Origin of the sequence: Cutibacterium equinum (assembly GCF_028021195.1) — a bacterium.
GTDB lineage: Bacteria > Actinomycetota > Actinomycetes > Propionibacteriales > Propionibacteriaceae > Cutibacterium > Cutibacterium equinum.
Genome location: NZ_CP115668.1, coordinates 1,812,638 through 1,829,894, shown reverse-complemented (window position 1 = coordinate 1,829,894; position 17,257 = coordinate 1,812,638). Strand labels below are relative to the sequence as shown.

Here is a 17,257-nt window from a genome sequence, read left to right as displayed (position 1 = left end):
GGTCACGGGGTGGGCACCGCCTCGAAGACGGCGTCGATGACGTCGGTGGGGCGTACTCGCTGGGCCTGGGCCTCAAAGCTGAGGACCACACGGTGACGCAGTACGGCGTGGCGGAGGGCGACGACGTCCTCCGGGATGGCGTGGGCGCGGCCATTCAGCAGGGCCAGAGACCGCGCAACGGCCATGAAGGCGATCGAGGCACGCGGGGACGCGCCGTACTCGATGGCACGGGCGGCGGAGTCCGACAGGGCGGACTCAGGGTGGCGGGTCAACGCGACGAGGTCGATGATGTAACGCTTGATGGCCTCATCGACGACGACGCGACGGGCGAGGTCCTGAAGGGTGAGGATGTCATGGGTTTTCACCACGGGGTCTGCCGGGGCGTCGATCGACCCATCCTCGATGCGGTTGAGGACCTCGAGCTCCTCGGAGACGTCGGGGTAGTCGAGCACCTCCTTGAGGAGGAAGCGGTCCATCTGGGCGTGGGGCAGGACGTAGGTGCCCTCCTCATCGATGGGGTTCTGGGTTGCCAACACCATGAAAGGGTCAGGCAGTGGGTGGATGACTCCTCCGATCGAGGTCTGACGCTCCTGCATGGCCTCGAGCATGGCCGACTGGGTCTTCGCGCTGGACCGGTTGATTTCGTCGAGTAGCACGATGTTGGCGTGCACTGGCCCCAGTTCGGTGCGGAAGGTTGCCGTCGACTGGTCGAAGACCTGAGTGCCGATGATGTCGGAAGGCAACAGGTCAGGGGTGCATTGCACGCGGGTGAAGGAACCGTCGACGGCCGAGGCCAGTGTGGAGGCCGCAAGTGTTTTCGCGAGTCCGGGGACCGATTCGAGTAACACATGTCCTCGGGCCAATATCGCCACCAGCAGGCTCGTACGCAGGGCGGACTGCCCCACGACCCGCTCGCTGAACGCGCTCGACAGAGCACCGAGCCGATCTGCAGCCCAGTTCAGCTCCTGCTCACCGAGTGGGGGACGTTCGTGGATGTCGGCGTCAGCGTGGTGTGTCATCGTCGTCTCCTGAATGGTGAGTGGTGATCGGGAAGGAATTCGTGAGGCCGGTGAGGTTTCGTTTGCCCAGGGCTTTGTCGTCGACAGTCGAGACGATGGGTCTGACTCGTGCCGATGCACGACGATCCGGGGCAAGGGCTTGACGCAGGGCGCGGGTGACGAACGGAGTCACGATGAGCCAGACAATGGAGTTCGTGATCGCCCGGGACATGTCGAAGGCCAGTGAGGTGGCACGGGTCCAAGCCCACAGGCGTTGAGCCTCCTCGATTGGGCCGAGTCCGGCGAGGAAGGATTGTCCAGGGTCGGCCTGGGTCCATGCCCATCCCATGAGGTTGAGCAAGAGTCCGGTGATCGGGCCGAGGATCAGGCACCACAGGGCGCCGGTGATCCAGGTCGTGAGGGCGCGCAGTCGCACCATGGCAGACCCGGCCAATCCCCACAGCTGCCAGACGACGAGCTGCCCGGCGAGCGGGGTGGCGAGGGTGCCGATGGCCGCCGACGAGACCAGACAGGTGAGGGTCCCGGCGAGGACGCCACCGGGGGCTCCCAGGACCGCGCCGACGAGCAGCGGGATCCAGAAGACTGGCTCGATACCGCTGACTCCAGGGGCCAGAGCTGCACGGACCCCCGCCGCAATCACGGATGAGCCCAGAACGAGGCTGAGGGGACGGGCGGACTTGGTTTCGCGCACGAGGATGACCGCCAGGGCTGTACTGACACCGATCTGGGCTGCGACAAGCCACGGTGCAGTTGACTCAGCCTGGGTCTGGAGGGCGGCAGTGCGCGAACCCCACACCGGCCAGGTCAGCCAGATGATGCCGAGCAAGACCTGGACGATGGCAATGGTGCGGCTGAGGCCACCCGAGGTCGCCCCGACCGTCTGCCAACCGATGGGGTGGCGAGCGGGTGCCGCGGCAGTTGTCCTGGTGGTTGTCATGACGTCCTCCCCGCCATGAGGTCGAGGGAGGTGATGACATCTCCCAGGGTCATGTGATGTCGGGAACCTGTGAAGGTTCCGACCCGCGTGAGCGGAGCGAGTCCGAGCGCCAGTGGGGATCGGTCGGTGATGACGCGGTGCCCGTCGATGACGATGACGCGATGGGCGGCGCGTACCAAGAACTCCACGTCTCGAGTCGTGACGATGCGTAGGCCCGCTGGTTCGTCGAAGAGGCTCTGCGACACCCGTGACCTCTCGATCGGGTCGAGGTCGTGGTCGGCGTGGGCCAGGAGTAGCGGCTCCGGGGTCGTCAAGTGACCGTGGATGCGCAGCCATGCGCGCTCCCCGCGGGACAGGTCGCGGCGTCGTCTCGACGCCAACTCGGTTGTTCCTGCAACCTGGTGCAGGTCTTGGCTGGGACGTAGTGAGGCCGAGGAGAGACAACGCCCTGGCCGGGGGAGCGCACCCAGTAACCGGGAGGCCACGGATTCCGGCCGGACAGAATCCTGTGCCTCGCGAGGAGGCTCAAGACCGGTCGCTCCCGCAAGGTCCTCGGCGCGGACGATGGCCAGCGTCTCACGATCGTGGATGACCAGGTCAGGGCCTTCGAGACCGAGATCGTGGCAGCCGATCACTGTCATGACAGGCCCGGCGCGGTGCGCGTGATTGTGGTGCGGCCGTGGTAGGTCCGGAAAGACGCTGGGGATGGTGTCAGCGGAGATGGCAGATCCTTCAACTCCTGCCAGAGATACCAGTGCGCGACCGACAGGCAGAGGAAGGCCTCGGGGGATCCACGTGCCAGCAGGGGAATCCGACACGACGGATCCCGCCGACATTTCCACGATGCGGTCAGCCCCGGACCAGACGGCGTCGAGGTCATGATCGGCCCACAACACTGTTGCGCCATGATCGGCCAGGGCACGTAGTCGGGCGGTGAGGCTGTTGCGCTGGGAACCGTTGAGTCCGCAGGTCGGATGGTCAACGAGGATGTAATTGTGTCCACGTGCCACGTCGGGGCTGACGAGCGATGTCGCGAGCCGGGCGCGGACGTCAAGTGGCCAGGTGTCGAGAGGCCGACGGATCCATGGGCCGGCTTCGACGGGATCAGAATCTCGCAGATCAGCCCAGGTCAGCAGGTCCGTGTCGACGATGTGGGTCATCTCTGCGAGGTGATCCGGCCCCAGATCCATGACGTCGACCTCGTCGATGAAGGCCCTCCCTCGCACGCGGGCACCGGCGGGCAACTGGCCGGCGAGCAGCCGAAGCACCATCGTCGTCCCCGCGCCGCGCCGACCCACCAGGCAGGTCACGGTGCCGGTGGGCAGTGAGAGGCTGACATTATTCACGACGGTGCCACGGCCGGGCAGCCACACCGACACCTCATCGAGGACAATCACGCCGGCACCCCCTGACGGCGACGCGGGCCGACGACAGCGACGACCAGTGGGAGCGCCACGACGCAGATGAGGTTGGCGACCGGAACCGGCGGCCACCCTGGGTGGGGGGTGACGGCGGATCCGTCCACGCCGATGACCCACAGCGCGAGGGTGATAACGGCCAGAATCGCCACGACGAGGCTGAGTGCCGAGATCGTCCCTATCGGCTCCCCGTTCGGTAACAAGGCGGTGAGGAGAACCGCCACGACGAAGGCCATCAAGGTGGTCGTGGCCTGGTCGACTCCGGGGAATGCATGCCCCGACGTCAGCGCGACGAATGGAACAGTCATGCAGATGATGAGAATCAGCGCACGAACCGAGGCGGTCCAAGAAGCCAGCGGTCGGTGTCGACGTGCCAGTCCGGACGCCCCCTCACGAGTGGTTGCGGCGATCTCGGTAGGACGCGCCGTTGCGTAGACAGCGTGGCGGTCCAGTGCAGGCGGCAGGGCAGCGAAGAACTCCAACGCCGGGGACCACGAGCCGAGCAGGCGACGTCCCGCGGCAGATGCGCTGGTGGGTGGCACCGCTGCCATGCCAACCCCCAACAGTGTCACCAGAACGAGTGCTCGCATCATGGGCGTCATGGTGAGCAGGAGGCCCGAGGCCGTCATAACTCCTCCCAGATGAACTCCTGGACCAGGTGACCACGTTGGTAGCCTCCACATCACCGAGCCCATCGCCGAGTCCGCTGAAGGGCTGACGACAGCCATGATGATCCACCACACGACGACGATCCCGGACAGCCAGCGAGTTGTGGCCAGCACTCCCGGATGGTTTCCCAGCATCGCGAGGGTCACCACCAGACACACCCACATCACCGCGAGAAGTAGCAGATTGGTCGTCGAGATGGCGATAGTGGCCAGGACGACGAGCTCAGCCCCCCAACTCCAGGCGGGGACTGGGGTCGCGGGGGTGTGAATGCGCGAGGTCGTCATGAAGCACTCGCCTCTGGCGATGACGGCGTCCGGTTGTCTCTTGAGGGCTCGCTGGAGGAGCGCTTGGGCCGGGACGCGCCGGTCACGACGAGGGCAGAGACAACGCCGACCCCGAAGAGGGTTCCGCTGACAGCCTTGACCGCTGTCTCGGGATGGGCGCCGCGATCAGTCGTCGGGACGCCGAGATTGGTGCCGACCGGTGGGGGAGTGAACAAAGGGCTACGAGCAGCCTTGACCCCGTCGACGGTCGGGATGAGGACCCATGACGCCGTGCGGCGCGGATCAGTGAGTGACTGCACCCTGACGTCGTGTTTCGTGCCCGTCAGTCCGCGCGGCACCGTCCAGTGGATGTGGGTGATCTGTGAAGGATTCACAGCTGCTGCAGGAAGCTGGCCGATGGCAGTGGCATCGTGCCAGGTGTCGCCCTGCTTGACCTGGACCCGGTAGGTGTCACCGGGAATTGCGCCGACGGCCTGCATGTCGAGGGTCTGACCGGCGGGCTTGCGTTCGGAGTAGCCATCGCCCAGTAGATGCGGCACGAGTGACCCGAAGGCGACGAACTGGCCGGGCATTCGGGTGGTGTCCAGCCCCTCGATGTCTGAGACACTCACCAAAGCCCAGCCGCCCTCGCCGATGTCCGACGAGGAGGGAATGGGCACATACACTTGGGCCATGCCGTGAGCATCGGTGTAGAAGGATGCGCCCTTGCCGATCGGCGTGAGCCCGCTCAGTTCGTTGTCGGAAACAGAGGCGCGGAAAATCCGCACCGTGCCTCGCACATTCGGGTTTCCCCGGATGATCACTCTGGGGGTCGTCCCTTCTCGCAGCCATCGATCGGTGGTCAGGCTGCACACCTTCGCACCTGAGCACAGGCTGGTTGTCTGGGAACTCTGCTCGGCGCGGGCGGGAGCTGCCCCTGCCACGGCGCTGACACAGATCGTCAGGAGGGCGAGTGTCGCCGCGCGGATCATGGAGATGCAGTTCATTCCTCGTCCTCCTGGTCCCCGCGACGATGGCGGCGGTGGATGACGGGCGCCAAGGCCAGGCCCGCGAGAGCGACGACTCCTATACCGACCGGCACCCACCAGGGGGCACCTTTGTGTTCGCCCTCGTCAGGAGAACGACGAGTGTGGTCCTCGCGTCCCCACACCGGCGACGACGACTGGGGGGCCAGTGAGGATCCGGCGCTTGCGGCAGGAGAGGACGCGCGGGGACTGGGGGTCGGTGAACTCGGGGTGGCTGACGGTGAGGACGGACGCGGTCGGGAGGGTGACGCAGAACTGACGGTCGGGAGGCTCGGCGTAGGAGGCGTCGCCGTGACTGTGGAAATCGTGTTGGGGCGGCTGTCGGCACGGTCGCGCTTCTTGTGCGGTCGGGGGCCGTCGGCGTGGTTCGGTGCCGTCGGATTGGGACGGTCATGATGGTCCCCACCGTGGCTGCGACCGGGTTCGTGGGAGGGCTTGTCGCCGCCGTGACCCGATGTGCGAGTGGGTTTGCCCGTTGGTTTGTCGTGGCCACTGGTCGGCTTGTGGGTGGGCTCGCCGGTGGGTCCGTGGCTGGGTTTGCCCGTTGGTCCGTGGCTGGGTTCTCCGGTCGATGGTCCTGGGCCGGGGCCGGGGGCTGGGCCGGGACCAGGACCGGGGCCGGGACCAGGCTCGTCGCCGTGGTCCCCACCCTTGGCAAAATTCGGGGTGACAGGAGGGAGCTGTTCGGAATCAGAGGAGAAGACGATGAGCCCGAAGTCGTTGACGTTGAGGCTTTGCGTCCAGCTACTCTTGGGATCCCACCGTCCGCCGGAGTCCCCCTCCCGAGTGCCGGTGTGGTACCACCAGTAGGCCGGGATCTCGGCGAAAGCGTCGCTCTCGATGCCATTGATCGTCGTGACGATGTCCCCCTGTGTGGCATACCCGAGTCCCGCGAGCTTCAGGACATCCTCTCGGCCATCCCCGGATGTCTTGTGGGCACCAATGATGCAGCGCACCAAAGTCTTCGAGTCGAGGTTCCCCGGGATCTCGGGCTCCACGTCAGCGGGCTTGGCCGGCCAATACACAACGACGGCGAACCCTTCGTCCTTCTGACACCATCCGTCGTGAAACCCTGCCCCTTCGGCATGGGAGGGGACAACCATCATCGACCCCGTGGCGCACATGAGTGCCAGCAGGCTCGCAACGGTGAGTGGGCGGCGACCCATCAGGCTCCTCTCGGCGGGTCACCGCGACGAACGAGAGGGTCGTCACGCCACGCAACCCACGACATGGCATCAACGCTCAACTGATTCGGCGATCCGGCTCAGCCACGTGGCATCACGGTTGCGGGACAGCGCCGGACTCTCACCGGCTTCTCCGTCACAGTTGTCGGTCCGGGGTACACCCCCCGGACCACCCGTACTTTACGCCATGAGCTTGGGGGTGCGGTACCTGCCACCTCAGGTGAACTTCAAGGTGTCCCTGATCGACAGGGGGAAAGAGGCTCTCAGATGATGATGGCGGCGGCGACGAGAACGACGGTGACGCAGATCGTCAACCAGTTCGGATGCACCCGGATCTCGGCGTCGTGAGGCGTCGCTCGGGTGGACTTCTGGTGATCTGACGTCGACTCCGGCTTGGCCTGGGTAGCAGCCGCCTTGCCCACGGGACGACGCTCGATTCGCTCCGTCTCGATGAGGCGAGCAGTCGCGTGAGAGTCCAAGGACCATCTCATCGGTACCTCGGAGCCGATGATGACCTGCGGGAGGTGATCGGCAGTGCCCTTCATCGCAGTGGCCGTCCCGCGCGCCGGAGCAGCCCATGCCGAGATAGTGCGCGGCTTCCGGGCCCCTTCAGCGTCAGGACGGCGCTCAGCCGTCAGTGACAGGCCCCATCGTCCCGTGACTTCAGTGATTCGATCCCAGGGAACCTCCCAAATCCGGAATTGATTGACGACCGTCACCCCGTCGTCATTGATCCGAATTTCGGCCACTCCCCAAATGATCCACACCAGCCACACGAAAAGCAGCAGAACCGGAAGATTCGTCAACCCAGCCAAACCAGATCGAATGAGGTCAAGAATCGTCAGCACGACGATCGCAGCCAGGACAATCCCGACACCGATCCGTCCTCGATGCGACGAGATGATGATGGGCGGTCTCATGGCGCTCCAGACGGGGTCAGACGAGTAGCAGTAGGTGGCGACGTGGGTATTGCCCTCGTGAGTTGATAGGCTACCCCCGCTGTGTCCATGCTCCCAGACATTTGCTTGCAGCGCGTCATGGGGGTTGGATCTGCGTAGTCAGTAGTCCACGAGATGGGAGAGGGCCCGGATGCTTTCCGCCTTCGCCAATGCCTTCAGAACGCCGGATCTTCGCCACAAGATCCTGTTTACGCTCTTCATCCTGGCGGTGTTCAGGCTCGGGTCCGTCATCCCCGTACCGAACGTCAACGTGTCGAACATCAACAGATGTGTCGCTGAGGCCAATTCTGGCTCCTCGGCAGGTCTGTACTCGATGATCAGCCTGTTCTCCGGTGGCGCTCTGTTGAAGTTGGCGATCTTCGCGCTCGGCATCATGCCCTACATCACCGCGTCGATCATCCTGCAGCTGTTGACCGTCGTCATCCCGAAGCTGGAGACCCTCAAGAAGGAGGGCGCGTCGGGCCAGAACAAGATCACCCAGTACACCCGGTACCTCACCTTGGTGCTGGGCCTGCTGCAGGCGACGGCCTTCGTCACCCTGGCGACCTCGGGCCGTCTGTTCACCACCTGCGCCCTGCCGGTCGTGTACTCCACCGAGATCTTCGAGGTCATCGTCATGATCCTCACGATGACCGCAGGCACGACGATCGTCATGTGGATGGGCGAGCTCATCACCGATCGTGGCATTGGCAACGGTATGTCGATCATGATCTTCACCCAGATCGCCGCGCGCTTCCCCGACTCGCTGTGGGCCATCAAGGTCGAACGCAACGGCGCCGGTCAGGCTCACGCCTGGTTCGTGTTCAGCATGGTGATCGCCATCGGCCTGCTCGTCATGGCGGCCGTCGTCTTCATCGAGCAGGGTCAGCGACGGATTCCGGTGCAGTACGCGAAGAGGATGGTCGGGCGTCGGATGTTCGGCGGCTCGACGACCTACATTCCGCTGAAAGTGAACCAGTCCGGCGTCATCCCGGTCATCTTCGCCTCGTCGATCCTGTACCTGCCGGTGCTGTATGCCACCTTCCGGCCGCAGACCCGCGCGGCCCGGTGGATCACTCAGTACTTCCAGACCGGCAGCCACCCGGTTTACAACATCGTGTACTTCCTGCTGATCATCTTCTTCTGCTACTTCTACGTCGCCATCACTTTTGATCCAGTCGAGATGAGCGACAACATGAAGAAGTATGGTGGATTCATTCCCGGCATCCGGGCCGGGAAGCCGACCGAGGACTACTTGGCCTATGTGCTGTCGAGGTTGACGGCACCTGGGTCCTTGTACTTGGGTCTCATCTCGATGATCCCGACGCTGGCGTTCGTGTACCTGCACGCGAACCAGAACTTCCCGTTCGGAGGTACGAGCATCCTCATCATCGTGGGTGTGGCCCTGGACACCGTCAAACAGGTCGAAAGCAAGTTGCAGCAACGACACTACGAAGGATTCCTGTCATCATGAGACTGCTAATCATGGGCGCCCCGGGCGCAGGCAAAGGAACTCAGGCCACCGCCATCGCCGAGCACTACCGCGTGCCCGCGATTTCCACCGGCGACATGTTCCGCGCCAACATCAAGAACGGCACCGAGCTGGGCAACAAGGTCAAGGCCATCATGGACGCCGGCGACCTCGTCCCCGACGAGCTGACCGACGCCATCGTCGTCGATCGCCTCAACCAGGACGACGCCGCTGACGGGTTCCTGCTCGACGGCTACCCCCGTAACATGCATCAGGTCGAAGCCCTCGACGCCTACCTCACGGAACACGGGCAGCAGCTTGACGCCGTCATCAGTCTCGACGTCGACCCTGAACTGCTGACCCAGCGTCTGCTCAAGCGCGCCCAGATCGAGGGTCGTACCGACGACAACGAGGAGACCATCCGTAACCGCATGACGGTCTACTCCTCCCAGACCGAGCCGCTGCTCGACCATTACCGTTCGGCTGGCATTCTCGTCCCGGTTGACGGCGTCGGTGAGATCGACGAGGTGCGCCAGCGCATCTTCGCCGCACTCGATGCGAAGAACTGACGTGTTGGGACGCAATCGATTCCAGATCAAGACACCTGACCAGATCCGCACGATGCGTCGGGCGGGGTTGGTCGTCGCCGAGGGTTTGGAAGCCATGAGCGCGGTAGCCGTGCCTGGGGCCACCACAGCCGACATCGACCGGGCCGGTCGCGAGATGCTCGAGCGTCACAACGCAGCCTCAAACTTCCTCAACTACGGGAAGGATTGGGGCCTGCCACCGTACCCGGGCGTGGCATGCGTGAGCCCGAACGAGACCATCGTCCACGGGATTCCCGGCGATCGTGAACTCAAGGACGGCGACATCGTCTCCATTGACTACGGAGCCATCGTCGACGGGTGGCATGGAGATGCTGCCCGGACGGTGCTGGTGGGAGATGTCAGCCAGGAGGCCCGAACCCTGTCCGAGGTGACTCGCGAGTCCATGTGGGCTGGCATCGCCAAGGTTGCGGCAGGCGCCCGCATCGGTGACATCTCCGCCGCCGTGCAGGCCTCCCTGGAGTCCCATGACCGTGACTACGGGATCATCCGTGAGTACACCGGCCACGGGATCGGCACCGAGATGCACATGGATCCCGACGTCCCCAATTGGGGCCGGGCTGGACGTGGCCCGAAGATCGTCGAAGGCATGGTGTTGTGCATCGAGCCGATGGCGACCCTCGGCACGGAGGACACCGCCACCCTGGATGACGAGTGGACGGTCGTCACGGTGGACGGCTCGTGGGCCAGCCACTGGGAAAACACCGTTGCCGTGACCAGTGAGGGTCTGTGGGTGTTGTCGGAACCCGATGGCGGCAAGGCCGAACTCGAGAAGCGCGGGGTGGCATTCGGGCCTCTCGACTGAGAGCGAGTTCTCGTGGTGGTCGCCGGGGTCACCTTGTCAACCTGACAACAGGGGTTGACGAGGGTGGTTGTATGTCTGTCATGAGCTTCACCACAGGCCCCGCCCCACAGACTCGCCGCGACGACGTCGTCGAAACTCTCCACGGGCACACCATCGAGGACCCGTACCGCTGGCTCGAGGACGCCGATTCACCCGAGACCGTCGACTGGGTGGATCGTCAGCGATCTTTCACCGAGGAAGCCCTCGGCACGCTGTCGGCACGGGAATCCTTCCGCGCCCGCCTCACTGAGCTGTACTCGCTGCCTGTTGACATCATCGCCAAGCACTGTGGCGGTCGTTACCTCATGTGGCACGACGACGGCCACGCAGCCCAGCCGGTGGTGCAGGCAGCTGAGAACTGGCGCGACCTGTTCGACAACCCCACCACTCTCCTCGACCCCAACGGCTGGTCCAAGGACGGTACGACCTCCCTGCAGACCGCGGCCATCAGCCCTGACGGCTCGACCCTCGCATGGGCCAGCTCTGCGGCCGGCTCTGACTGGACCTCCTTCACCCTGCGCGACCTGGACTCCGGCCAGGAGCGCGACCCCGGAATCCGCACCAAGTTCAGCGGCGTCATCTGGTTCCCCGATTCGGTCAGCCTGCTTGTCCTGGACTTCCCGGACAAGGAGACTGGCGAGACCGCGGTCACCAAGGCGGCAGGCGACCCGCGTCTGGTCATGGTGCGCACCGACACTGGCGAGCAGACCGAGGTGCTTCCGGCAGGTCCGGAAGGGACCTTGTACTGGGGTGAGGTCAGCCACGATATCGGCGAGGACGGCGAGCGCACCGGAGATGGTTGGATCGTCGTCAGTGATGCCATTGGCACCTCGCACGACAACGGGCTGACGGTTTTCCGTCATCACCTCGAAGACGGCCACTCCGTCGTCGACGAAGGGCGTCGCATAGCCGAGGCTGACGCGGCCCACGAGATCATTGGCATTGTCGGGTCAACCCTTTTCATCCTCACCGACGACACCACCCCGACGTACCGACTCGTCAGTTTTGACCTGTCTGCCGAAAAGCCAACTCCCACCGAGGTCATTGCCTCCACCGAGCACCCGCTGTCGACGGCGGTCCTGGCCGAGGATGTCGTTGTCGCTGTGCACATGGTTGACGTCTCCCCGCGCATCAGCCGGTGGTCAAACTCCGGGAAGTTCCTTGGTGACGTTGACGTCGAGGCCGGTGCTGTTCTCCTCACCGCTGCCGACGAGCACCAACCCGATGTGTTCATTCACGCCACTGGCCCGAGTAGCCCGAACATCATTTACCACCTTGACGCCACAACCGGGCGGTTGGAGAAGGTCCAATCCACTGAGTCCGGCCAGTTCTGCGCCCGTGTGGAGCGGCGCCATGCCACCAGCGCCGACGGCACCCAGGTGCCCTACTGGTACATGCGCGACGAGACCAACGACGCGACTGGGCCGCTGCCGACCATCGTCTACGGATATGGCGGTTTCGACGTCACTACCACCAACACCCACTCGCCGCTGTGGCAGGCATGGATGGAAGCCGGAGGTGCGGTGGCCATCGTCAACGCTCGCGGCGGTGGCGAGTTCGGGGCCCAGTGGTACCGCGGCGGCATCCTCGACAACAAGCAGCACGTCTTCGACGACCACATCGGTGTCCTCCTCGCCCTCATTGACGCAGGTCTGGCCACCCCGGACACCCTGGCGATCACGGGCGGATCCAATGGCGGTCTGATGGCCGGCGCCGTGTTGACCCAGCGCCCGGACCTGCTGGCTGCTGCCGTTCCTGAGGTCGGGGTGCTCGACTTGCTGAGATTCCACAAGTTCTCCTCGGGGGCTGCGTGGATGTCGGACTACGGCAACCCGGACGACGCCCACGATTTCGAGGTCGAGTTGGCCTATTCGCCGCTGCACAACGTGGTGGAAGGACGCCACTACCCGGCGACCCTCGTCATGACCGGAGACCACGACGACCGCGTCGTGCCAGCCCACAGCCACAAGTTCACCGCCACCTTGCAGCGAGCCCAGGGCGGGGACGCCCCGATCCTGACCCGTATCGACCGGTCGGTGGGCCACGGCGCCGGGCGTCCGCGAGCATCCAGGGTGAACGCCGCTGCCGACAAGCTCGCCTTCATCGCCGAGTTCACGGGCCTGACGCCGCAGTTCTGACTCCGTCGTCAATTTTGGGCTGACGGCTCCCAGGGGGTATCGTTACCTGTTGGCTCCGTGTGCGCGGAGCCAATAGCCGCGCCCGCAGGGGGTGCGGCCAGCGGACAGATGGGACGTAATGGCCAAGAAAGAGGGAGCACTCGAACTGGAGGGAACTGTCGTTGAGGCTTTGCCCAACGCCATGTTCCGTGTCGAACTCAAGAATGGGCACCGCGTTCTTGCCACGATCAGCGGCAAGATGCGTCAGCACTACATCCGAATCCTGCCGTCGGACCGTGTCGTCGTCGAGCTGTCGCCCTACGACCTCACCCGCGGCCGGATCGTCTACCGCCACAAGTGAGCTGCGGCTCATTGCCAAGCGCTTAACGGCGCACCACCCAGGTTCCCGTCAGGGGACCGTTACGCGAAAGAGAATCTCATGAAGGTTCAGCCGAGCGTCAAGAAGATCTGCGACAAGTGCAAGGTCATCCGTCGCCACGGCCGCGTGATGGTCATCTGCGACAACCCGCGCCACAAGCAGCGTCAGGGCTGAGCCCACGCCGCGACGGGATCGCAGATCGTCCACGCGACGGTCAGCAGGAATGCAGGGGTTCGGCCCCTGAGGTCCACCGTCAGGCCCACCCGCCAGGTGGGAGCGGTGAACAACTTAACTGCACAACAGAAAACGCACCGGTTGCACACGCCGGTGCAGACCTCCCGGGCACTGCCCGGGACATCGTGGAAGCACGTCCCGGAGCCCCGCTCGAAACCATCGAGCACGGATTCGGGCCACCACCCCCGGACGAAGGCCGGGGCCTCGTCGGACGGTCAGACACCGTCCACCGTTTGTCACAAATGACGAGGACGCTCCACGCCGGACACCTTCGCGGCCCGACATCGTTCGAGTCGAAAGAACAAGAAAGGGATGCCACATGGCACGCCTCATCGGAGTCGACCTGCCGCGCGACAAGCGCCTCGAGGTCGCCCTGACCTACATCTACGGAATCGGCCGCACCCGCGCCATCGAAACCCTCAAGGCCACCGAGATCAGCGGTGACCTGCGCGTCCACGAGCTGACCGATGATCAGCTGGTGGCCCTGCGTGACCACATCGAGGCCAACTACCACGTCGAAGGTGACCTTCGCCGTGAGGTGGCCGCCGACATCCGCCGCAAGATCGAGATCGGCACCTACCAGGGCCGTCGTCACCGCAGTGGACTGCCGGTCCGTGGTCAGCGCACCCGCACCAACGCCCGTACCCGCAAGGGCAAGAAGAAGGCCGTCGCCGGCAAGAAGAAGGCCAAGTGAGTCACTGCCCAACGGGCACTCACGAACCTTCATCGATGCGCAGATCACACTGATTTCAGGAGAGACATCACATGGCTACTGCAGGCCGCAAGGCTGCACCCAAGACCAAGGTGCGCCGCAAGGAGAAGAAGAACGTCGTCGCCGGACAGGCGCACATCAAGAGCACGTTCAACAACACCATCATCGCCATCACCGATCCTTCCGGTGCGGTGATCTCGTGGGCCTCTGCCGGCACCGTCGGCTTCAAGGGCTCCCGCAAGTCCACCCCGTTCGCCGCTCAGATGGCCGCCGAGGCCGCCGGGCGTCGCGCCATGGAGCATGGCATGAAGCGGGTTGACGTCTTCGTCAAGGGTCCCGGCTCCGGCCGTGAGACCGCCATCCGTTCCCTCGGGGCCGTCGGCCTGGAGATCGGCCCGATCTCCGACGTCACCCCCGTTCCGCACAACGGATGCCGCCCGCCGAAGCGCCGCCGCGTCTGACCCACTCCGAGAGCAAAGGACTGATACACAATGGCCCGTTACACCGGCCCCCTCACCAAGAAGTCCCGCCGCCTCGGGACTGACCTTGTCGGCAACGACAAGTCCTTCGAGCGTCGTCCGTACCCCCCGGGTGTCCACGGTCGCGGTCGTACCAAGGACTCCGAGTACTCCCAGCAGCTGCGCGAGAAGCAGAAGGCTCGTTACGCCTATGGAGTTCTGGAGAAGCAGTTCCGTCGTTACTACGAGGAGGCAGACCGCGCCCAGGGTAAGACTGGTGACGTCCTGCTGCAGATCCTCGAGTCGCGTCTCGACAATGTCGTGTACCGCGCCGGACTTGCTGCCACCCGTCGTCAGGCTCGCCAGATGGTCAGCCACGGCCACTTCCTGGTCAACGGAAAGAAGGTCAACATTCCTTCCTACCGTGTGACCACCCACGACATCATCGACGTTCGTGAGAAGTCCAAGGACCTCCACCCGATCGTCGTTGCCCGCGAGACCTTCGAGACCCGCGACGTCCCGGGTTGGCTGGAGGTGCGCCCCAACAAGGGACGCATCCTGGTCCACCAGCTGCCCACCCGTGAGCAGATCATCATCGACGTCAACGAGCAGGCCATCGTCGAGCTCTACTCGAAGTAATCAATGGCAAGGGGGATCACCCCCTTGCAACCCCCGAGCGGTTCACGTTTGCTTGGGAGGGTGCGGGGGATCACCCCCTTGCGACCCCCGAGCGGGTTGAGTCTGCTGGGGATGTTGCGGGGAATGACCCCGTACCGAACTTGTGGCGGCTCCCGATCCCGTGGGAGCCGCCACACAAAAACTGAATAACCTCCAGGCGGGGAGTTCCCGTCATCCTGTTCCCCTCTGCGCCTTCATATAGCGGTCGGCGCGAAAGGTAGAAAACATGCTCATCGCACAGCGCCCCACCCTCACCGAGGAACCCATCTCCGAGTTCCGCTCGAAGTTCATCATCGAGCCGCTGGAGCCCGGATTCGGCTACACCATCGGCAACTCGCTGCGTCGCACCCTGCTGTCGTCCATCCCGGGCGCCTCCGTGACGAGCATCAAGATCGAGGGAGTCCAGCACGAGTTCTCCACCATCGAGGGCTGCGTCGAGGACGTCACCGAGATCATCCTGAACCTCAAGGGCCTGGTGCTCTCCTCCGAGGAGGACGAGCCCGTCGCCATGTACCTGCGCAAGTCCGGTGCCGGCGAGGTCACCGCAGCCGACATCAATCCGCCGGCCGGCGTGACCATTCACAACCCGGACCTGCACATCGCCACCCTCAACGACGACGGTCGCTTCGAGATGGAACTCATCGTCGAGCGTGGCCGCGGCTACGTGTCCAGCGCCCTCAACGACGACCCGAACGCCGAGATCGGTCGCATCGCCGTCGACTCCATCTACTCCCCGGTGCTCAAGGTCACCTACAAGGTGGAGGCCACCCGAGTCGAGCAGCGCACCGACTTCGACAAGCTCGTCGTCGACGTCGAGACTAAGCCGAGCATCCAGCCGCGCGACGCCGTCGCATCTGCCGGCAAGACCCTCGTCGAGCTGTTCGGTCTGACCCGCGAGCTCAATGCCGACGCCGAGGGCATCGAGATCGGGTCCGGGCCGGTTGACGAGGAGTACGCCGAGAGCCTCGGAACCCCGGTCGAGGAACTCAACCTCACCGTGCGTTCGTACAACTGCCTCAAGCGTGAGGGCATCCACACCGTTGGGGAACTCGTCTCGCGCTCCGAGCAGGACCTGCTCGCCATCCGCAACTTCGGATCCAAGTCCATCGACGAGGTCAAGGAGAAGCTGACCGAGCTCGGTCTGGCTCTCAAGGACTCCGCACCGGGCTTTGACCCGCTCGCCGCCGCCCAGGCCTACGACGAGGCCAGTGACGACGACGATTACGCGGAGACCGAGCAGTACTGATCTTTTGATGCAAGGGGGGCGACCCCCTTGCATCCCCCGAGCGGGTCGGCCTTGCTGCGTGATCACAGACGTGTTTGTGGTTGAGTAGTGGGTTGAGTTTGCTGGGCATGTTGTGGGGGCGACCCCCTTGCGACCCCCGAGCGGGTCGGCCTTGCTGCGTGATCACAGACGTGTTTGTGGTTGAGTAGTGGGTTGAGTTTGCTGGGCATGTTGCGGGGGCGACCCCCTTGCATCCCCGAGCGGGTCGGGCTGCGTGACCGCAGGCCCGTTCCAGCCGAGCCGCTCGTGACAACCAAAGATTTCCTCTCATCGGAGGGGAGGCCAGGGGGGTGGACCCTGGCCACACCCCCACCCGTCGCCTGACGGGGAAGGGGAGGGGAGGACAACCGTCCTCCCTCAGCCGGACCGAGGCGGGTCCACCTGCCCGCCACACCGACACACAAGGAGAAAAGAATGCCGAAGCCCACCAAGGGTCCCCGTCTTGGCGGATCACCGGCCCACGAGCGGATCATCCTGCGCAACCTGGCCAGCCAGCTCTTCGAGCACGGCCACGTCGTGACCACTCTCACCAAGGCCAAGCGCGTCCGCCCGCTCGCCGAGAAGCTCATCAACCGAGCCAAGACCGACACCGTCGCCAACCGTCGCATCGTCAACCGCACGATTACCGACCGCGGCGTCGTGCACATCCTCTTCACCGAGATCGGCCCCCTCATGGAGGGTCGCGACGGCGGCTACACCCGCATCACCCGCATCGGCAACCGTAAGGGCGACAACGCCCCCATGGCCGTCATCGAGATCATCACCGAGAAGGTGACCCCGAAGGCTCCCGCCAGCGCTGCCGACGCCAAGGAGCAGATCAACTCCGCCACCGAGTCGGCTGACGCCAAGGACTCCGAGGCCAAGGACGGTGACGCTGCCATCGAGGACAACACCCTGGCCGAGAACGCCGCTGCCGAGGCTCCCGTGGCCGCAGAGCAGGACGCCGTTGAGGCTGGCGAGAAGGCCGAGGAGAAGACCGAGGCCTGACACTCCTGCCAAC

At 64.6% G+C, this 17,257-nt stretch carries 18 protein-coding genes and 1 riboswitch; of the genes, 11 read left to right on the top strand and 7 right to left on the bottom strand.

The features are described from left to right. Nucleotides 1–2: 2 nt before the first annotated feature. From O6R08_RS08335 to O6R08_RS08305, 7 genes are all read right to left on the bottom strand, one after another. Nucleotides 3–1,019 carry an AAA family ATPase gene (locus O6R08_RS08335; protein WP_271417712.1) on the bottom strand — a complete coding sequence of 339 codons (1,017 nt, stop codon included), beginning with the start codon at nt 1,017–1,019 and terminating at the stop codon, nt 3–5. Next, on the bottom strand, nt 1,003–1,956 hold the full coding sequence (locus O6R08_RS08330; protein WP_271417711.1) for a hypothetical protein: 954 nt from the start codon (nt 1,954–1,956) through the stop codon (nt 1,003–1,005). Before O6R08_RS08330 ends, O6R08_RS08335 begins: the two co-directional genes overlap by 17 nt. Next, nucleotides 1,953–3,353: a P-loop NTPase family protein gene (locus O6R08_RS08325; RefSeq protein ID WP_271417710.1), complete on the bottom strand. Its 1,401-nt coding sequence runs from the start codon at nt 3,351–3,353 to the stop codon at nt 1,953–1,955. The genes O6R08_RS08330 and O6R08_RS08325 overlap by 4 nt, the downstream gene beginning before the upstream one ends. Beyond that, nucleotides 3,350–4,327, bottom strand: a complete 978-nt coding sequence (locus O6R08_RS08320) for a hypothetical protein (protein WP_271417709.1) — start codon at nt 4,325–4,327, stop codon at nt 3,350–3,352. The genes O6R08_RS08325 and O6R08_RS08320 overlap by 4 nt, the downstream gene beginning before the upstream one ends. Beyond that, entirely contained in the window at nt 4,324–5,313 is a 990-nt protein-coding gene (locus O6R08_RS08315) for a hypothetical protein (protein ID WP_271417708.1), read from the bottom strand. The genes O6R08_RS08320 and O6R08_RS08315 overlap by 4 nt, the downstream gene beginning before the upstream one ends. After that, on the bottom strand, nt 5,310–6,518 hold the full coding sequence (locus O6R08_RS08310; protein ID WP_271417707.1) for a hypothetical protein: 1,209 nt from the start codon (nt 6,516–6,518) through the stop codon (nt 5,310–5,312). The genes O6R08_RS08315 and O6R08_RS08310 overlap by 4 nt, the downstream gene beginning before the upstream one ends. Nucleotides 6,519–6,587: 69 nt before the next feature. Continuing rightward, a riboswitch (cobalamin riboswitch) is annotated at nt 6,588–6,721 on the bottom strand. Nucleotides 6,722–6,799: 78 nt separating this feature from the next. Next, a complete protein-coding gene (locus tag O6R08_RS08305; protein WP_271417706.1) occupies nt 6,800–7,456 on the bottom strand; it encodes a PH domain-containing protein in 657 nt (218 codons plus the stop codon). Between the two features lie 169 nt (nt 7,457–7,625). On the opposite strand from O6R08_RS08305, the gene secY reads away from it, so the two are divergent. The 11 genes from secY to rplQ all read left to right on the top strand — a co-directional run bounded on the left by secY (nt 7,626) and on the right by rplQ (nt 17,244). Next, a complete protein-coding gene (secY, locus tag O6R08_RS08300; RefSeq protein ID WP_271417705.1) occupies nt 7,626–8,948 on the top strand; it encodes a preprotein translocase subunit SecY in 1,323 nt (440 codons plus the stop codon). Beyond that, on the top strand, nt 8,945–9,514 hold the full coding sequence (locus O6R08_RS08295) for an adenylate kinase (protein WP_271417704.1): 570 nt from the start codon (nt 8,945–8,947) through the stop codon (nt 9,512–9,514). The genes secY and O6R08_RS08295 overlap by 4 nt, the downstream gene beginning before the upstream one ends. A 1-nt stretch (nt 9,515) precedes the next feature. Then, entirely contained in the window at nt 9,516–10,355 is an 840-nt protein-coding gene (gene map, locus O6R08_RS08290; protein ID WP_271419327.1) for a type I methionyl aminopeptidase, read from the top strand. Nucleotides 10,356–10,435: 80 nt separating this feature from the next. After that, nucleotides 10,436–12,532 (top strand): prolyl oligopeptidase family serine peptidase, encoded by a 2,097-nt coding sequence (locus O6R08_RS08285; protein WP_271417703.1) that lies wholly within the window; start codon nt 10,436–10,438, stop codon nt 12,530–12,532. Nucleotides 12,533–12,650: 118 nt separating this feature from the next. Next, nucleotides 12,651–12,872 carry a translation initiation factor IF-1 gene (gene infA / locus O6R08_RS08280; protein WP_002514837.1) on the top strand — a complete coding sequence of 74 codons (222 nt, stop codon included), beginning with the start codon at nt 12,651–12,653 and terminating at the stop codon, nt 12,870–12,872. A gap of 78 nt (nt 12,873–12,950) precedes the next feature. After that, nucleotides 12,951–13,064 (top strand): 50S ribosomal protein L36, encoded by a 114-nt coding sequence (gene rpmJ, locus O6R08_RS08275; RefSeq protein WP_002514836.1) that lies wholly within the window; start codon nt 12,951–12,953, stop codon nt 13,062–13,064. A gap of 379 nt (nt 13,065–13,443) precedes the next feature. Continuing rightward, nucleotides 13,444–13,818 (top strand): 30S ribosomal protein S13, encoded by a 375-nt coding sequence (gene rpsM, locus O6R08_RS08270; RefSeq protein WP_271417702.1) that lies wholly within the window; start codon nt 13,444–13,446, stop codon nt 13,816–13,818. A gap of 71 nt (nt 13,819–13,889) precedes the next feature. Then, nucleotides 13,890–14,297, top strand: a complete 408-nt coding sequence (gene rpsK, locus O6R08_RS08265) for a 30S ribosomal protein S11 (RefSeq protein WP_004809011.1) — start codon at nt 13,890–13,892, stop codon at nt 14,295–14,297. Between the two features lie 30 nt (nt 14,298–14,327). Then, nucleotides 14,328–14,933, top strand: a complete 606-nt coding sequence (gene rpsD / locus O6R08_RS08260) for a 30S ribosomal protein S4 (RefSeq protein ID WP_271417701.1) — start codon at nt 14,328–14,330, stop codon at nt 14,931–14,933. A 265-nt stretch (nt 14,934–15,198) separates the two neighbouring features. After that, nucleotides 15,199–16,218 carry a DNA-directed RNA polymerase subunit alpha gene (locus O6R08_RS08255; protein ID WP_271417700.1) on the top strand — a complete coding sequence of 340 codons (1,020 nt, stop codon included), beginning with the start codon at nt 15,199–15,201 and terminating at the stop codon, nt 16,216–16,218. 453 nt (nt 16,219–16,671) lie between these two features. Further along, entirely contained in the window at nt 16,672–17,244 is a 573-nt protein-coding gene (rplQ, locus tag O6R08_RS08250; RefSeq protein WP_271417699.1) for a 50S ribosomal protein L17, read from the top strand. Nucleotides 17,245–17,257 lie beyond the last annotated feature (13 nt).